At 69.5% G+C, this 15,296-nt stretch carries 8 protein-coding genes; 1 reads left to right on the top strand and 7 read right to left on the bottom strand.

Annotation, left to right across the window (positions count from 1 at the left end):
- Positions 1-16 precede the first annotated feature (16 nt).
- Complete coding sequence (locus tag ACXYX3_RS24590) at positions 17-721, top strand: TetR/AcrR family transcriptional regulator (protein ID WP_458609376.1); 705 nt, start codon at positions 17-19, stop codon at positions 719-721.
- Here ACXYX3_RS24590 and ACXYX3_RS24585 read toward each other — a convergent pair.
- The 7 genes from ACXYX3_RS24585 to ACXYX3_RS24555 form a co-directional block, all read right to left on the bottom strand.
- The gene (locus tag ACXYX3_RS24585; RefSeq protein WP_458609375.1) at positions 637-1,515 is read right to left on the bottom strand and encodes an MBL fold metallo-hydrolase; all 879 of its coding nucleotides are present in this window, start codon (positions 1,513-1,515) and stop codon (positions 637-639) included. The genes ACXYX3_RS24590 and ACXYX3_RS24585 overlap by 85 nt on opposite strands.
- Positions 1,512-4,691: an arabinosyltransferase domain-containing protein gene (locus ACXYX3_RS24580; RefSeq protein ID WP_458609374.1), complete on the bottom strand. Its 3,180-nt coding sequence runs from the start codon at positions 4,689-4,691 to the stop codon at positions 1,512-1,514. Before ACXYX3_RS24580 ends, ACXYX3_RS24585 begins: the two co-directional genes overlap by 4 nt.
- Positions 4,692-4,774: 83 nt before the next feature.
- Positions 4,775-8,026, bottom strand: coding sequence for an arabinosyltransferase domain-containing protein (locus ACXYX3_RS24575; protein ID WP_458609373.1), 3,252 nt, complete (start codon positions 8,024-8,026; stop codon positions 4,775-4,777).
- A gap of 21 nt (positions 8,027-8,047) precedes the next feature.
- Complete coding sequence (locus ACXYX3_RS24570) at positions 8,048-11,260, bottom strand: arabinosyltransferase domain-containing protein (RefSeq protein ID WP_458609372.1); 3,213 nt, start codon at positions 11,258-11,260, stop codon at positions 8,048-8,050.
- 4 nt (positions 11,261-11,264) lie between these two features.
- Positions 11,265-13,148, bottom strand: a complete 1,884-nt coding sequence (locus tag ACXYX3_RS24565; protein WP_458609371.1) for a galactan 5-O-arabinofuranosyltransferase — start codon at positions 13,146-13,148, stop codon at positions 11,265-11,267.
- The gene (locus ACXYX3_RS24560; protein WP_458609370.1) at positions 13,148-13,912 is read right to left on the bottom strand and encodes a decaprenylphospho-beta-D-erythro-pentofuranosid-2-ulose 2-reductase; all 765 of its coding nucleotides are present in this window, start codon (positions 13,910-13,912) and stop codon (positions 13,148-13,150) included. The genes ACXYX3_RS24565 and ACXYX3_RS24560 overlap by 1 nt, the downstream gene beginning before the upstream one ends.
- Entirely contained in the window at positions 13,913-15,295 is a 1,383-nt protein-coding gene (locus ACXYX3_RS24555) for an FAD-binding oxidoreductase (RefSeq protein WP_241204804.1), read from the bottom strand.
- Position 15,296 lies beyond the last annotated feature (1 nt).

The raw sequence follows: 15,296 nt of genomic DNA, 5'->3' as shown, positions 1-15,296 counted from the left end.
GTACCGAAGAGGTGTGATGCCGGAACAGAGTCGATCGGCCCGCAAACGCGCGACCATCCTGGCCGAGGGGCGCCGACTGTTCCTGGCCCACGGCTACCAGGGCACCAGCGTCGACGCGATCGCGGCGGCCGCGGAGGTGTCCAAACAGACGGTCTACAAACAGTTCGGCGACAAACTCGCCCTGCTGATGGCGATCGTGGACGAGGCGTTGACCCACACCGTGGGCAGCTTCACCGCGCGCGTCGCCGAACTCGCCGAGAGCACCGACCTGGAGCAGGATCTGACGGTGCTGGCCCGCGACTATCTGCATGCGGTGCTGGCCGAACCGGTGGTCCAACTGCGCCGCCTGGTGATCGGCGAGGCCGATCGCGTGCCCGATCTCGCCGAGGCGTATCTGCGGCGGGCGCCGGGCCGGATGCTGGCGGCGTTCGCCGACTGCTTCGAGGCGCTCGATCGCCGCGGCTTGCTCACGATCACCGAAAGTGAGGTCGCTGCTGAGCATTTCGCGTTCCTGGTCGTCGGACGGTGCATCGACGAGGCCCTGTTCCGCGGCGGTCCGGCGGTGCAGGGCAGCCTCGACGTGGACAGGCAGGCGCGCGACGGTGTGCGCGTGTTCCTCGCCGCCTACGGCCCCCGTCAGATCGCAGAGAGCGCGAGCCACTCGCCGACCGCGAACCCGTCTTCTCGCGTGTCGAGGGTCGCGCCACCCCGGCCGGGATAGTGCGCCGGGATCACGATCGCGCCCCGGCGCGCCGCTTCGGTCAACACGCGGTGCCGGGTTCGCGCGGCCGCTTCGGGGTCTTCGTCGAACGCACACGCATCGTCGGGGCGGACCAGTTGGATCGGGCAGTGCGTCAGATCGCCGACGAAGACGGCGGGCACGCCGGCGTCGAGCCACACCACCGAGGAACCCGGCGTGTGACCGCTCGCCGGCCGCAGCCACAGCGAGTCGCTGAGCTGATGATCGCCGGAGTACAGCTCGGTCTGGCCGGCGACGGGAATCACGCTGTCGGCAAACACGATTCGCATGCCCTTGTTGGCGCTGTCGCCGTCGGGTGAGAAGTGACGATAGTCGGCGTCGGGCATCAGGTAGCGGGCGTTGGGGAACGTCGGCACCCACGCGCCGTCGACCAGTCGGGTGTTCCAGCCGACGTGATCGGTGTGCAGATGCGTGTTGATCACGACATCGACGTCGTCCGGCGCCACTCCGGCGGCAGCCAGCGTGTCCAGATAACCGGTCTGCAGCTGGTGCAGCGGGGCGAAGTGGGGCCGGTCCCTGTCGTTACCGACACCGGTGTCGACCAGCACGATCAACCCGTCGACCTGCAGCACCCACGTCTGCATCGCGATCTTCCACTGGTCGGCGGCGCGGTCCCAGAACAGCGGTTCCAGCAGGTCGGCGTGGTCGGCCCACACGTGTGCCGGGGTCTGGCCGAACAGCGACGTCGTCATCTGGACCCGGAGCTCGACCACCCGCGTCAGCGTGGCCCGGCCGAGCTGGATCCGGTCGGTCACGGCTCGATGCGCATCGGGCCGGGCGACCACAGTCCGGAATGTGTGGCGTCGCCGAGGTCGATCTGGGCCGGCTGGGCGTCGACGATGGTGTCGAAACGGCGCAGCGACCCCCAGTCCTGACCCCAATCGTGGGAGAGGTAGGTGGACATCACCGACGCGCGTAGCAGCAGATCGGTGATTCCCAGCAGGCCGCCGTTCTTGCCGTCCTGCCAGGTGTCGGTGCTCTGCAGTTTGGCGAAGTAGTCGGGTGAGATTCGGAATTTGGGCACGTCGGTGACGCCGTTGGCGTGCAGCATCGGCTGCTGGCAGGGGAACGCGAGCCCGACGGCCCAGTCCATCAGCACCGGCTGAGTGGAACCGATGTACTCCTGCACCGAGCGGACCTCCGGCACCCGCGGCGGCGTCACCGCCACCCAGTCGCCCTGCCCCAGCGACAGGTCCTCGGCGACCACGCGGACCGCGACCGCGTCGATGGGGATCTGCGAGCGCGGGTACCGCAGGTTGCGCCAAGACGGCGTGGGGCCGATGTCGTAGGGCTGCACCCGGCCGGCCGGAACCGGCGTGCCGTCGGGACCCCGGGTCGCGTACTCGAGTTCCACGGTCTGGCCCGAGGTCAGTCCGTTGGCGACGCTGGTGCCCTCGATCGTGCCGGCCGCGGTGATCACCACAAGGGGGTGCGCATCGTCGGGCGCGGGCAGCGCGTACCAGGCCGAGGTGAGACGGCTTTCCTGTTGCGCAGCAGTCGAATACGAACCCGCGACCGGCACGCGCGCGGGGTCCAGGCCGTAGGGCAGCGGCACTGTCGACCCGTTGATCCCCGGCCGGGACAGCTTGATCGGCCGGTTCCAGTCGTAGTCGGTGCCCGGTTGCGGATTGTTGAGCCGGATGGCCTCGGCGATGATCTTCTCCGGAACCCCGTTGGGGGAGAACCCGGTTGGCGTCGCACCGCCCAGTGGTCCGAGCGCGCCGTAGTCGCCGGGAAGGGGTGCGAGGAATCCCGCGTTCGAATCCGGTTCCACCAGAACATCGTCGGCCAGGCCGCAGCCCCCGGCGAACGCCCGCACGTTGGCCCACCCGTTTGAGTATGTGGGGTACTGACGAATGACGCCGATGGCCATCGAGACGACCGACACCACCACCATCAGCCCGGCCGCGATCGGGATGGGCGCCGTCGTCAGCAGCCGGACGAGCCGGGGTTCTCGCCGCGGCGACAGGTGCAGCCAGTACGCCCACAGTGCGGCCACCACGAACAGCGCGAAGAACACGGTGCTGACGCTCACGCCGCCGATCTTGGGCACCGAATTGTTGAACAGCACACCGAAATTCGACACATACCACCAGCCGTTGGTGGAGGCGAAGCACAGGGCCAGCACGAAGAACACCAGTGACAGGAACGCCATGCGGTTGCGGGCCGAACGCAACACGACCGGGGACACCATCACGGTGGCCAGCGCCGCCATCGCGCCACCCACGGCGGCGAACAGCCCGAAGTGATGAATCCACTTGGTGGGGGTGAACATCAGGAAGAAGATGGTCGCGAAGATCACGCCCATCAGGCGCCACGCCGGACCGGTCGCCACTCCGGGCACCCGCTTGCGGCGCAGCATCATGAACAGCGACGGGAACAGGCACATCGCGGTGAACAGGAAGGCCACCCGCCGCTCGATCGCGCCGTCGGTGGTCGGCAGGATCAGGTAGTAGTACCGCAGGTTCTCGGTGTACCACTCCTGGCTCGGGCCGATCGCGGTACGAATCCTGGTGGCTTCCAGCACCGTTGCCAGTGTCTGGTCGGCGAACACGACGGTGAGCACGATGGTTCCGGCGGCCAGCAGCGGCAGCACCAGGGGCCAGGTCCCCACCAGGGCGCGCCGCCGCATCAGGATGCGCAGGATCGGACGCCCACCGGCGACCAGTGCGGCCACTGCGATCAACCCGGTCGGTTGAATGCCGAGGGTGAACGCCGCGGTGGTGATGGCGAGCGCGGCGGGGGTGAGCCGGCCGGAGGTGATCGCGCGCTCGATCAACACGTAGGTGACAAGCGCGCCGGTGGCGATCTGCCCCTCGGGGCGCAGGCCGTTGTTGAACGGCATCCATGCCGCCAGTAGCACGAACCCGGCGGCCCACATCGCAGCCCGGCTGCTCCACACGGCCGGGCCGAGCCGGGGCAGCACCTCCCGGGACAGCAGAAGCCAGCAGATGAGCGAGCACACCAGGTCGGGCAACCGGATCCAGATGCTGGCGTCACTGACGTGCGTCATCAACGCCAGCAGGTTGTAGTACCAGCCGAACGGGTCCTCGGGGCTGCCGAACCAGCGGAAGTAGTTCGACATGTAGCCGGCGTGGTCGGCCACCCGGGCCATGCCCAGGATGTAGCCGTCGTCGCTGCTGTTGGCGCCGATCACGTACCAGAGCAGGAAGCCGCCGACGACGACGCCGTCGACCGCCGAGAGCGACCGCCAGCGCATCGGGATGAGCCGGTGCATGCGGCGCCCGTCGAGGCGGTCCAGGCGCCACAGGGCGAGCAGCGCGATCACCGTCGAGACGATCGCGAGCAGGATCGCGGTCAGCTTGAGCGCGCTGGGGTGGCTGGTGAAGCGGGTGTCGATGGTCGCGGAGAACTGCAGGCCCGGCGGTGCCGGGCCGACCAGGTCGGTGAACACGCCGACGATGGCCGGCCGCAGGTTGGGGTCGTCGTAGCCGGTGCGCTGCGGTGTTCCGTCGGACTTTCTCAGGCCGACGAATTCGGCGAAGGTGCCGTCGTGCGAGGACGTGATGTCCAGGCGCTCACAACCGCCGATGCGGTTGCGGTTGACGCTGGCCACCACGACGTTGCGGACGATCACGTCGACGCGGGAGGCGGTGACGTTGACCAGCATCGCGTTGAGCGCCGCATCGCGGCCCTGCGCGGGTGCCGTGCCCAGCGCCAGACCGCCCCGAGCGGGCATGCCGGCCAGCACGGGGCAGGGGATGGAGGCGGTGAGCGTCACCGGGGCCTGCGAGATCAGCGGCGCGGTGACGTCGTCCACCCGGCCCTGTTGCGGCCAGTTCAGCGTCGCCGTGGTCTGGGTGACCGGCAGCAGCGGGGTGGCCACCGCCAGCACGAAGCCGAGCAACCCCGCGATCGTCGCGACCCAGCGCGCCACCTTCACGTCGTCGCGCATCACGGCTACATCCATGCTGCCGTTCACTCCGTTCACGGCTTTAGCCGCGCTGCCGTTCACTCCGTTCACGGCTTTAGCCGCGCTGCCGTTCACTCCGTTCACGGCAGGGCCCTGATCGGTCCGCCCCGGCTCCAGCCGAACACTCGGGTCGATCCTTCCTCGACGACGGCGTCGGGCGCCTCGTCGCGCGGTACGACGCGGATGTAGCGCTCCAGTGAGCCCCAGTCGCGGTACCAGTCGTCACGCAGGTACGTCGGAATGGTCGCCGTCCGCAGCAGGGCTTGGATGAACAGGAACGGTCCGCCCGATTCGGCTGATTGCCACTGGTTCGACGACACCACCATCTGCTTGAAGTTCGGGATGATGCGGTACTCCGGCAGCTCGGCGATCCCGAGGTGCTCGGCGAACGGCCGCTGGCAGGGGAAGTTCGCGGCGGTGGCGATGTCCATCAGCACCGGGGTGTCGCTGCCGAGGAACTGCTGGGCGGTCTGCAGCACAGGCACCCGCGGCGGGGTGAACCCGAACCACTGGTCCTCGGACAGGTTGGGGTCGTCGGCGACGATGCGGGCGACGTTGGCCTCCGGCGGCGCCGTCGTCAACGGGAAGCGCAGGTTGCGCCACGCCTTCTGCGCGAAGATGTCGATGGGTTGGACTTCGTTCAGCGCCTGGTAGGAGCCGTCGGGCCGGTGCACGCCCCACTGCAGCTTTAGTGACTGGCCGTAGTTGAACGAGCCGTCCTCGTTGTAGTACCAGATGGCCCCGGCCGCGGCGACGCTCACCAGCGGCCGGTCGGGGGTTCGGGGAGGCAACTGGTACCAGGCCGAGGTGGCCTTCGCCGCGACGGCATTCTCGCCGTAGCTGCCCATCACCGGAGTGCGCTCGGGGTCCAGCCCGAACGGCAGGAACACCCGGGAACCGTTGACGCCTTCGGGGCCGTAGCCGCCGCCGGTGCCTGCGGCGTATCCGATGCCGATGTTCGGTTTGTCCACCGGGCCGTCGGTGTTGACGGTGCCCGGGTTGGCGGCGACGGGCTCGGCCGGCTCGAGGGTGTCGCTGATGCCGTTGGGCGTGAACCCGACCGGGTCTTCGCCGCCGAGCGGGCCGTACCGGCCCCACTGTTGACCCGGAACCGGTTGCAGCATGCCGGCGTTGGTGTCGGCTTCGACGAGGACCTCGTCGGCCATCGCGCAGCTGTCCGTGCTCAGGCCCGAACGCAGCGCGGCGATGTTGGCTGCGCCGGTGGTGTAGACGGGGTAGCGGCCCGCGGTCGCCTTGAGCATCGAGCCGAGTTCGAGGACGACCATGATGATCGCGACGACGAGCAGCGGGGTGGACGCCAGCGCGCGGTTGCGGCCGGTGTCGGCGACCTGGGTGTGGCCCGCGTAGTCGATGCGGAAGTGCAGCCAGGCCGAGAGCAGGCCACCCGCGATGGCCAGCACCAGGAAGATCGTGGTGACCGGGAAGTGCGCGATCACCGGCTGCTTGTCGAACCACGGCACGCCGTAGTTGCCGACGTAGAACCAGCCGTTGATGCCGGAGGTCGCCCAGGCCAGGACGAACAGCAGGGCGGTCACGTACAGCGCGAGGTTGCGGCGGCTGTGCAGCCCGACGCGGGCGAACGCGAAAGCAGTCACCCCGCCGAGCGCACCGGCCAGCCCGGCGAAGGCACCGAACTGCACCGCCCACTTCGTCGGGGTCAGGGTCAGCAGCAGCAGACCGATGGCGGCGCTGCCCGTCAGCCGCCACACCGGCCCGCTCACCGCGCCGGGCACCCGGCCGCGTCGCAGCAGCACCATGATCAGCCCGAACACACACAGCAGCAGGACCAGCACGGCGAACCGGCGCGTCAGCGAACCGTCGACGCTCTCTTCGACGGTGAGGTAGTAGTAGCGCAGGAACTCCTGGTACCAGGGGATCGTCGGCCCGACGACGTACTTGATGCGCACCGATTCGGCGACCGTCGCGAGTGTCTGGTCGCGGAACACGATCACCGAGACCAGCGAGACGGCCGCGACCAGGGGCAGCAGTGTCGCCGCGAATCCGTCGGTGCGGCGGCGGCTCGACACGACGCGGGTGATGCCGCGTGCGCCCACCAGCAGCGGCGCCAGCGCGACCAGGCCCTGCGGTGCCAGCGTCACGGAGAACATCGCGATCACGATCGCGACGGCCGACGGCCACAGCCGACGGGTCCCGAGGGTCCACTCGACCAGCATCAGGATCGCCACCACGGCGAAGGCGATGAGCGGTTCGGGCCGCAACCCGTTGTTGAAGGGCAGCCACGCCGCAAGGAACACCGCGGCGGCGGTCCAGGTGGCCACGCGGTTCGCGGCGACGCGGCGGCCCAGCCGGGGAAGCAGGCACCGACTGATGATCAGCCAGGTGCCGATGCCGGCGAGCGTGGCGGGCAGTCGCATCCACACTCCGGCGGCGCTGATCGAGGCCAGGTGGGCCAGCACGCTCTGGTACCAGTCGAACGGCGCCTCGGACGCCCCGAAATAGCGGTAGTAGTTGGTGGTGTAGCCGGCTTCGCCGGCCACCCGCGCCATCGTCAGGTTGTAACCGTCGTCGGAGGACGTCGCACCGACGACATGCCAGATCAGCAGGCCGCCGATGACGCCGAGATCGGCCACCCAGGTCGCCCAGCCGACGCGTCGCGGGGTGCGCGGCGGGCGCCGTCCGGACACCCGGTCGAGCATCGCGAGCGCGATGATCGAGCCGATCACACAGAGGACGCCGAGCGCCATCACCAGCGTCTTCAGCGCGGTCGGCGTGGTGATGAAACGGGTGTCGACGTCGATACGCGCGTTCAGGCCCGATTGCACCGGGACCCGCAGATCGGTGAACACACCGGCCACCTGGGGCCGCTTGTCGACGCCGAGCGTGCCGGTCGCGCCGGGGATGCCGACGAAATCGGCTCCGACCGCACCGACGTTGGCCCACAGCCGCAGCGCGCTGCACGCGCCGCGGTCCACGTCCTGCCGGGGCGCGACCGCGGCGACGGTGTCGCGGAACGCGACGTAGACGACGTCGGCGTTGGCCCGGACGAACAGCCCGTTCCGGCCGGCGTCGATCCCGTCGGCCGGGATCGTCGAGAACACCACTCCGCCGTCGGCGGGCAGGCTCGCCACCGCGGTGCAGGGGATCGTGACGTCGAGCGCCCTGGGGGCGCCGGAGACGAGCGGCGCGGTGATGTCGCTGACGGAGCCGTCGGCGTCGGCGCCCTGCGGCCACAGGATCGTGGCGGTCTGTTGGGTGACCGGGAGAAGCGGTGTGACAGCGCAGCACAGGATGCCGATGAGCCCCAGAACTCCCGCGAGGATCGCGACGAGACGGGAACTGCGGGCAGGCACGAGGCTCGATGGTAGACGGGTCTAGGACAGACGCAGCGGCGCCGGGCTCCACAGCCCGCTACGCGTTGCCGAACCGAGATCCAGTCGCGCCACGTCAGCGCCTGGGTAGTAGGGCGTGAGCTGCTGCAGCGCACCCCAGTCGCGGGACCAGTCGTACTTCAGGTAAGTCGGCACGGTGGTGGCGCGCAACAGGAGTTCGGTGATGCCGAGCGGGCCACCGCCGAGGTAGTCCATCACCGGCGAGTTGGCCTCGGCGCCGAAGCGGTCCGGCAGGATGCGCCACTTGGGCACCTCGATGACGCCGAGGCGGTGTCCGAACGGACGTTGGCACGGAAACGCGAGCCCGACCAACCAGTCCAGCAGCACGGGGTCGCTGGAACCCACGACGTCCTGCAGCGTGCGCAGCTCCGGGATGCGGGGCGGGGTGACGGCGATCCAGTGCGTCGGGCTGAGATCGTCGTCGGTGGCCACCAGCCGGATGCGAGTGGCGTCGGCGGGGATGGCCGACAGCGGCACACGCAGGTTGCGCCACGCGGGTGCCGCACCCACATCGGCGAAGCCGACGCTGCCGCCCGGGATGTCGTCGTCGCCCGCCCACTGGACCACGAGGTCGTCGGGGTCGAACCGGCCCGCCGCCGACACCACCAGCAGTGAGTCGGAGCGGTCGCCGGCGTTCCAGCCGGCGGGCAGGCGGTACCAGGCCGAGCGCAGGAACGCGGGCGCCTGCGTGCCGCTGCGCCAGCTGCCCAGCACGGGGGTGCGCGCGGGGTTCAGGTTGTAGGGCAGCCGGGCGCGGGAGTCGTTGATCCCGGCAGCGGCGGTCGTGCCGCCCTCGGTGCCCGCTTCGCTGCCGGTGACCACCCCGCTGTCGGAGTCGGCGAAGTTGTCGGAGCCGGGCTGCTCGGACACCGGGTCGGCGGACACGTCGGCCGGAATCCCGTTCGGGGTGAACCCTTCCGATCGCGCGGCGCCGAGCGAGGTGCTGACCGGGGTGTCGATCGGGGTGAGGATGCCGGCGTTGGGATCCTGCTCGACCATGACGTCTTCGGCCATGCCGCACGTCTTTCCGGTCAACGCCTCGAGGTTGGACCGGCCGACCGTCCAGGCCGGGTACTGGCCGGTCATCGCCAGCGTCAGCGAGCCCACCTCGAAGATCACCAGGGCCCAGGTGGCGATCGCCAGCGGCGCGCGGGCCACAGACCGCCAGCGCCGCGGGGGCCCCTCGGGTGCGGCATCGCGTCCCGAGAAGTGCACCCAGGCGGCCACCAGCAGGGCGAGCACGGAGAGCCCGAGCAGCATGGTGGTGAACCCGAAGTGCCATTCCGGGAACGAATTCGACCACGGCACACCGAAGTTGGAGACGTACCACCACCCGTTGACGGTCGCGAACGACAGCGCGGTGACGAACAGTACGGCCGCGGCGAACACGGTGCGGTTGCGGCGGGACCGCATGGCTGCGGTCGAGATGGCCACGGCCGCCAGAGCGCCCAGCGAACCGGCCAGCCCGGCGAACACGCCGAAGTGGTGGGTCCACTTGGTCGGGGTGAACATCATCGCCAGGAACGCGATGACGGTGATCCCGATGATGCGGCGGCTCGGTCCGAGTGCGGTCCCGGGGATCCGGCCCTTGCGTAGCGTCATCGCGATCGCCACGGCCAGCGCCAGCAGCACGGTCAGCACGGCGAACCGACGGGCCACCGACCCGTCGGGGCTGGTGGTGAACAGCCGCGAGTAGCGGATGTGTTCGTCGAACCAGGCCAGGCTGGGTCCGACGGCGGACTTGAAGCTGCTGGCCTGCAGTTCGGCGGCCAGCGTCTGATCGCGGAAGATCAGGAATATCGTCACGGTGCCCGCGGCGGCGATCGGCGCCAGCAGCGCCCAGTAGCCGAACCGCGAGACATGGGCGGCCACAATCGTTTTCAGCGGCCCGACGGCAACCAGTAGCGCGCCGATGGCGGCGATGCCGGTGGGACCGGAGAACAGCGTGAGGGCCCCGATGATCACGGCGATCGCCACGGGCAACAGTCGGCTGGTGGCGACGCCGCGCTCGACCGAGCACCAGGTCAGCAGGATGCCGAGCGCGATGATCGGCTCCGGACGCAGACCGTTGTTCAGCGGCAGCCAGAACGCCAGGAAGAGCCCGGCGGCCGTCCACGCCGCGGCCCGGCTGTGTTTGACCGCGTCGCCGAGGCGGGGGATCACCTCGCGGCTGATCACCCACCAGCAGGCCAGCCCCATCAGCAGCGTGGGCAGCCGCATCCACACGCTGGTGGTGCTGACGTGCGCCCACAGGGCGAGCAGGTCGTAGTACCACCCGAACGGCGATTCGGGGGTGCCGAACCAGCGGTAGTAGTTGGCCATGTAGCCGGCGTTCTCCGACACCCGCGCCATGGTCAGGATGTAGCCGTCGTCGGCGGTGTTGGCGCCGACGAAGTGCCACCACACCATCACGGCGGTGACCAGCCCGTCCAGCGGGGACAGCGACCACCAGCGTGGCGGCAGGAACCGCTTGTGCCGTCGGCCGTCGGCGCTGTCGAGCACGTGCAGCGCGGCCAGCGAGATCACCGTCATCGCGAGCCCGACGATCATCGCGACGAGCTTGAGCGCAGTCGGCGACGTGCTGTACCGGGAATCGACGGTGGCCGAGAATTGCAGACCGGGCGGCGCCGGGCCGGACAGGTCGGTGAACACACCGACGATCTGAGGGCGGAAGTCGTAGCCGCTGCGCTCACCGCGAAGCGGCTCTCCGGCATCGGAGGAGTCGGGCGGTTGGGTGAGACCGACGAACTCGCCGGTCACCTTGTCCGCGTGGGCGGTGAACGTCAGCTCTCGGCAGGCCGGGCTGAGCACCTGGTCCAGCGGTGCGCTGACCACCGGGGTGTTGCGGACGATCACCAGAACGTCGTTGTTGACCCGCTCGATGAGCAGCCCGCGGTCGACGGCCTTGGGTGCCTGTTTGGGCACGGTGGACAGCAGCACGGAGCGGCCGGGCCGGTCCAGCCCCGCGGCTGCCTGGCAGGGGATCGTGATGTCGAGATCGGTGGCGACGTAACCGATCAGCGGGGCGTCGACGCTGGCGAGCACCCCGTTCTGCGGCCAGTTCAGCTGCGCGGTGGTCTGCGTCACCGGCAACAGCGGGGTGGCGATCGCCAGCGCGGTGCCCAGCAGGCCCGCGATGATCGCGATCAGGCGCGCGGTGCGGTGGTTACCACTCCTCGCCTGCTGCTCCGCCACGGAGCTAGATCGTAGAGGGCGTGCGGATGGCCAGCACGAACGGCCCGATCGTGGACACGTCGAAGCGTGGATCGTCGAACAGCGCCTCGTCGAGGGCGACGTGGTAGCGCCGCACATTGGGCTGATTGGGGTAGACGTCGGAGGCCAGCCGCAGCGTGTAGGTGTCGCCCGCGCCGCGGCGCATCAGGAGGACGCTGGGCGGCTGCCACGGCAGCGCGTCCAACGCGGCGATGAACTGATCGGCGCTGGTCAGCATCGACCACCCCTCGATGGCGCCCGCCCGTTCGGTGAACTGGGCCAGCGGGTTGGCGTAGTGCGACGTCAGACCCTGGAAGCCGTAGTAGGGGTAGTAGGACAGGAAGCTGTAGTCGGCCGTCATCACCACGGTCTCGTTGCGGGGCCGGCCGGTCACCTCTTGGATCTTCGCGTCGACCTCGCGGTAGTACTGCTCGGCGCCGGGGGGCCTGCGGTCGGCGCGCTGGCCGGAGCCGTCGGTGTCGGTGTAGGCGACGACGATGTCGGAGCGCAGCACGTCGGGGATGTCCTGGCTGAAGGTGAGCGCGCCGAGCGCGCCGACCGCGGTGGCGACGGCGACCACCCGGTGGGCGTTCGGTGCGCTCACCCGTGCGGCCAGGGCGCGGGCCGTCTCGATGAAGCCGAATGCGCCGGCGGCGGTGAGCAGCACGGTGAGCGTCGATTGCAGCCGGAACGACAGCAGCGTGGTGCCGACCAGCGTGGTCAACATCGACAGCAGGGACCAGGCGTAGACGGCGAGCACCGCCACGGCCAGCGCCCCCGCACGGGTGGAGCTGCGCGCCCTGACCACGAGCCAGAGCGTGCCCAGCAGGCACAGCGCACCGAGCAGCGTGAACTCCAGCATCGGGAACGACAGCTGGGCACCGTCGACGGGCAGGTAGTGCTGGGCGGTGCCGCGATCGGCGGGCGTGCCTTTCGCCGCGGCGATCAGGTAGGGCGCCCACCCGATCAGCGCGATTGCACCGGAGATGACCGCGATGACGGCGAGACGCAGGAGCGGGTCCCAGTGCCTGCGGGTGACGGCCAGCAGCACCGCCATAATCGTGAGCGTGAACGCGGCGTAGGCGAGCAGCAGTGTGTAGAACAGCGCGGCGCCGCCGAGGAAGATGCCGACGGCGACGACAGCGGCCCACCCGGTTTTCCCGCCTCCCCGGGTCTTGCCGCCCAGTCCCGACCACGCCAGCACGAAGATCGGCGGCAGCAGCACGGTGATGATCGCGGCGTAAGGCTCGGCTGGGGTGTAGGCGAGCGCGGTGGCGGCGGTCGCGGTGCTGACCACGAGGGCGTACTCGAAGCGGATCATCGCGGCCCACAGCGCGAACGCGAGCACGATCGCGATCGTGATCGAGAGGACCGACCACGGCTTGAACATCTCCCAGGCCGGCGTGCCGGTCAGCGCAGCGAGCCGGCCGCCGAGCCAGAACCAGCCGGGCGGATAGAACGGCGGCAGGCCGATGTAGGTCATGTCGTGCAGGGCGGCCGAGTCGGTCAACCGCGTCAAGTATTCGGTGCGGAACTGCTGGTCGACGGAGATCCCGAACAGGTACAGCTTGGTGGCGCCCAGCGGCATCCCCAGCGTCACCACGGAGAAGGCGGCGAGGAACAGCACCGCGCCGAGGCGGGCCACGGTGCGGCGCCCACGACGCCACACCAGCCCGGCGGCGAGAAGCCCTGCCAGACAGACGACCTGACCGACCGTGGTCAGCGCGTGCAGCTGATTGGAGGAGTTGTAGGCCGGCCACTCGACGCGCGCGATCGCGGCCAGGCTGACGACCGCGACCACGGCAGCAATCGCGGCCGCGACGGCCATCTGGCCGGCCACTCGAACCGGCGCGGCCAGCGCGCTGGGCATCAGATGGGCAGCTTGCGGAAGATCGGGCGGGGGATGTGGCGAAGCACCATCATCACGTAACGGAAGGCCCCGGGCGCCCACACCAGATCCTTGCCCTTGGCCGACGCGGTGACCGCGAGTTCGGCGACGTACTCCTTGTCGACGGTCAACGGCGCTTCCTTGACGTGTGCGCTCATGCGGGTGCGCACCTGGCCGGGCCGGATGACGAGCACCCGAACGCCGTACTCGCGCAATGCTTCTCCCAGACCGAGGTAGAAACCGTCCAGGCCCGCCTTGGTGGAGCCGTAGACGAAGTTGGAGCGCCGCACGCGTTCGCCGGCGGCGGAGCTCATCGCGATGATCTGACCGGAGCCCTGCGCGCGCATCTTGTCACCGACGAGCACGCCCACCGAGACGGCGGCGGTGTAGTTGATGTCGGCGATCTGGACGGCTTTGCGCTGGTTCTGCCACAGCTCCTCGGCGTCGCCGAGGAGGCCGAACGCCACGATCGCGACGTCGACGTCCCCCTTCGACCATGCAGTGTCGATGACGGCGGGGTGGCTGTCGGTGTCGAGGGCGTCGAAGTCGATGACCTCGACGGCCTTGGCACCCGCATCGCGCATTCGCGCCTCGGCCGCATCGCGCAGCGGATCGCCCGGCATGCACGCGAGGATCACGCGGGCCGCGGCGTTGCGCAGGTAGCGAGCGCAGATCGCCAGCCCGATCTCGGAGGTGCCTCCGAGCAGCAGGATGGTCTGGGGGTTGCCGGTGGCATCAAACACCATTTACAGAAGCTCCAGTCGTCGAGCCATGTCGGAGGCGAAGACCCCGGTGGGATCGACCCTGCGGCGCACCGCGATCCACTCGTCGATGCGCGGGTACATGGCGTGGAAGGTCTCGGCTGTGGTGCGGGAATCCTTGGCGGTGTAGAGGCGGCCGCCGAACTCGAGGACCCGCTTGTCGAGTCCGTTGAGGAACTCGTTGAGGCCCGGCTTGATCGGGAAATCCACGCACACGTTCCAGCCGGGGATCGGAAAGCTCAGCGGCGCTTGGTTTCCCGGACCGAACAGCTTGAACACGTTGAGGAAGGAGTAGAACCCGGAGCGCTGGATGTCGACGAGGATTGCCTTGAACTCCTCGACGGCGTCGGTAGGAACCACGAACTGGTACTGGCCGAAACCCAGTGAGCCGTAGGCCCGGTTCCACTCCCCGAACATGTCGAGCGGGTGGTAGAACTGCGTCAGGTTCTGGACCTTGCCGCGGTAGGTGCCCGACTTGCGGTACCAGAGCTCGCCGATCGGCATGAAGGTGTACTTGTTCGCCAAGCCGTTGGGGAACACGTCGGGCAGCGTGAGCAGTTGCGGCGCATCGAATTTCAGCGGATTCTTCTGCAGCTTCGGCGGCAGCTGGTCGAGGGTGGCCAGGGAACCGCGGGAGATGGCGGCGCGGCCGAGCTTGGGCGGGGCGCTGATCGCGTCGAACCACGCGCTGGAGTAGGTGTAGTTGTCCTCGGTGCCGTCGCTGTGGAAGGCGATCGTCTCGTCGAGGCTCGCGGTGACGTCACCGTCGGCGATGAAGTACGCGGTCTCGGTCGGCGTCATCGCGATGGTGGCGCGCAGGATGATGCCGGTCAGCCCGTTGCCGCCGACGGTGGCCCAGAAGAGCTCACGCTCGGGACCGTCGGGGGTGATCGTGCGGACCTGGCCATCGGCGGTGAGCAGCTCCATCGAGCGGACGTGGTTGCCGAAGCTGCCGGCACTGTGGTGGTTCTTGCCGTGGATGTCGCAGGCGATGGCGCCGCCGATGGTGACCTGGCGGGTGCCGGGCAACACGGGCACCCACAGTCCGAGCGGCAGCGCCGCGCGCATCAGCTGGTCGAGGTTGACGCCGGCATCGACGTCGACGAGCGCGTCGTCGGTGTTGATCGCATGGATGCGGTTGAGCGCGTTCATGTCGATGACCAGGCCGCCGCCGTTCTGGGCGTTGTCACCGTACGAGCGGCCGAGGCCACGGGCGAGTACCCCCCGGTCGGGGTCTTCGGCGGCGCGGGTGACGGCCTTGACGATCACCTCGGGATCCGGCGTCGTCAGCACCTGCGCGACGGTCGGGGCGGTGCGGCCCCAGCCGGTCAGGCGCTTGGCGGTGGTCGGAAACTCGGTGCGAAACATC

Source organism: Mycobacterium sp. Panama NTM2, assembly GCF_054355555.1.
This window is presented reverse-complemented; position numbering and strand designations above follow the sequence as displayed.

What these genes read in the sequence shown, in the direction of transcription:
- ACXYX3_RS24560 (WP_458609370.1), bottom strand. Translation starts at nt 13,912, where the DNA reads ATGGTGTTTGATGCCACCGGCAACCCCCAGACCATCCTGCTGCTCGGA.
- ACXYX3_RS24555 (WP_241204804.1), bottom strand. Translation starts at nt 15,295, where the DNA reads ATGTTTCGCACCGAGTTTCCGACCACCGCCAAGCGCCTGACCGGCTGG.
- ACXYX3_RS24580 (WP_458609374.1), bottom strand. Translation starts at nt 4,691, where the DNA reads ATGGATGTAGCCGTGATGCGCGACGACGTGAAGGTGGCGCGCTGGGTC.
- ACXYX3_RS24590 (WP_458609376.1), top strand. Translation starts at nt 17, where the DNA reads ATGCCGGAACAGAGTCGATCGGCCCGCAAACGCGCGACCATCCTGGCC.
- ACXYX3_RS24565 (WP_458609371.1), bottom strand. Translation starts at nt 13,148, where the DNA reads ATGCCCAGCGCGCTGGCCGCGCCGGTTCGAGTGGCCGGCCAGATGGCC.